Source organism: Streptomyces sp. NPDC041796, from assembly GCF_055590785.1.
Genome location: NZ_JBVJAH010000063.1, coordinates 1 through 2391 on the forward strand (window position 1 = coordinate 1; position 2391 = coordinate 2391).

Sequence of the window (2391 nt, forward strand, 5' to 3'; positions counted from 1 at the left end):
TCACCACGCCAACGACGAGGGGCCCTGCCTCGTCACCACACCTGCTGACCAGCCCATTTCACCCTTCAGCACAGGATGAAAGAGGCTCAGTGGCGTACCGGAGACGGATGGTCAGGGACGGATTCTGCGTAAGGACGGCCGGGTCTGGCAGACGGGCGACGGTGATGATGCCATCAGTTATGTGTCGAACGAAGGTGTCCGCATCAGCTCGGTACTCAGGCATCTGGCATCGGTAAGGCTCGAGCCTTTGCAACGCGCGCTGCTTGCCGAGATGGGCCCTGAGTCCGGCTTGATGCCAGAAGCGAGCACTGATCCGGTCGAGTTGCGCCATCCGCCGTCAGGCAGCGGGATGCCGGAGGCCGCAACAGCTCGCGAAGGGCTGCGCCCCCGGAGCGGGGCCTTCGGGGGAAGACGGCATTTGGTGTTTCTTCATGGCCGCAGTCGGCAGGGGCATGATCCTGAGAAGTTGCGTCGTGAATGGGCAGCGGGCTTGAACCATGGGCTCACACGTGCCGGGTTAGCCGGGATCCGTCCAGGGGATGTCTGGTTCCCCTTCTACGGAGACCTGATGAGCGAGATCATGGAGCGGCGTAACGGTCATTCGGAAGTTTTCGACGGCACAACCATCGTGTCAGATCCCGACGCGTTCGCTACAGAGCAAACGGCTTCGTATGAGGCACTCATCATGGAAGCAGCCTTAAGAGCAGGCATGCCCCCGGACAACCAGCTAACGGGGGAGAGCCTTACTCTAGTGAAACCTGTGCACTGGGCGCTGAGCTGGCTTGCGGCGATGACAGACCTGGATGCGCTGACCATTGCACTCATGTTCCGGGACGTCGATACCTACCTTCACGACTCGGCCGTGCGCGAAGCGGTATTGGAGTGTGTGCTGGAAACCGTGCCCGTCACCGGTGAGCTGGTGCTTGTTGGGCACAGCCTGGGCACGGTCGTAGGGATGGACCTCATTACGAGGCTGCCGGAACTACTTGATATATCACTCTTTGTCACGGCTGGCAGCCCGTTGGGGCTCGACAGCGTCTACAGTCGCCTGCTGGTCGAGGGCCCCAACCGCCCGGCCCGCATCGGAAAGTGGATCAACGTTTGGTATCCGGCCGACGCCGTGTCTATCGGTTGTCCTCTCAAGAAAAGCTGGGGCACCATAACGGAATTCCCCGCCAACAACGCACATGACCGAGCGCACAATATTGAAGAATATATGACTGACCCTCGGGTAGCTGCAGGGATTGGCCGCGCACTTGGCTTGGCCAATGGGTGACCTGCGATGTGCAGCGTTCCCTTGACGTTCTTGAGGGCCAAGCCTGGCCGGGTCACGAGCCCGGCTCCACCGGCGGCAAACAGGCGTCTGCCCGTGGCAGCCCATGGCGGTCACCCTGCACATCATCAACTTCCATCAGCCGGCTTCATACCAGCCCCGTCATCACGCTTGAGGTTGCCACGAAGACGGTGGCGGCTTCGTCTACAGCAGAGGAGGCGCATCGCGTTCACGTCATCTGCGCGCCGGGAGCAGAAGGATCCGGTCCGGCCAGCTCCGGGTGGCTTTGGGGTTGATGATTCAGGACGGTGTGCCGTATGCCTGTCTTTTATTTAGTGTCCGGGGTAGGTGGCGATGGTGAGGAAGTCGTTCACGCCGAAGAGATCGTTCATTCCGTCGGTGCCACGCTGGGGTTCACCGTAGGGGTTCCACCAGGTGACCTGGAAGGCCGCGGTAGCTGGACTGGTGGTGACGAGCATCTCGACGGGCAGGGCGGTGACGAGTGCGTCGCCGGCCTTGGCGATGCCGACCTTGGTGAGGCGGCACAGGATTTCGGTCTCGGAGGCGACGTAGCAGGTGCCGACGCGTTCGCCGGTCGACTTGAGGAGAAGGTCCCACTGGGCGCCGGTAGTGTCGGGGCTGGCGACCGTGTTGTCGAGGAACTTCGAACCGTTCAGGGCCCGGATCGACAGTCTCATCCCGATCGCGTACTCACAGCCAGTGGTATCGGGCTGCGCAAGCACACTGGGGAGAGGGCCACAGGTCCACTCGACGACCGGGTCAATCTTGTGCCCAGCCGGCACCTGCCACTTCGCACCCAGGGGGAAGCCCCAGTCACCACTGGTCGGGAAACCACCCTCCATCACCGTCACACTGCCATTCGACTCAGGCGTACCCGTCATCGAAGCCGACTGCGGATACGTCGTCGTCACATCCGGAAACGGCGCCAACATCACAAACTCCACAAAACCACGACCACGGGATTGGTCAAGGGTATCGAGAGGGACGGTGCTGCTATTGGGAGGACTAAGGACGAATCCACCGGCTGCTGGGCCGCATGTGGGAGAGGCAGCGGCAGCGTTGGAGGCACTAGTACCAGTATTGAATGGCGTATTGGC

General features: G+C 61.7%; 2 protein-coding genes. One reads left to right on the top strand and one right to left on the bottom strand.

The genetic code is table 11. The features are described 5' to 3' along the window. Positions 1-568: 568 nt before the first annotated feature. Positions 569-1276, top strand: coding sequence for a hypothetical protein (locus ACZ6C1_RS38345; protein ID WP_469247672.1), 708 nt, complete (start codon positions 569-571; stop codon positions 1274-1276). A 329-nt stretch (positions 1277-1605) separates the two neighbouring features. Here ACZ6C1_RS38345 and ACZ6C1_RS38350 read toward each other — a convergent pair whose 3' ends face one another. After that, a complete protein-coding gene (locus tag ACZ6C1_RS38350; protein ID WP_469247673.1) occupies positions 1606-1971 on the bottom strand; it encodes a hypothetical protein in 366 nt (121 codons plus the stop codon). Positions 1972-2391 lie beyond the last annotated feature (420 nt).

Bases quoted from the DNA above. Each gene is read 5' to 3' on its own strand.
- ACZ6C1_RS38350 (WP_469247673.1), bottom strand. From the start codon at position 1,971: ATGAGACTGTCGATCCGGGCCCTGAACGGTTCGAAGTTCCTCGACAAC.
- ACZ6C1_RS38345 (WP_469247672.1), top strand. From the start codon at position 569: ATGAGCGAGATCATGGAGCGGCGTAACGGTCATTCGGAAGTTTTCGAC.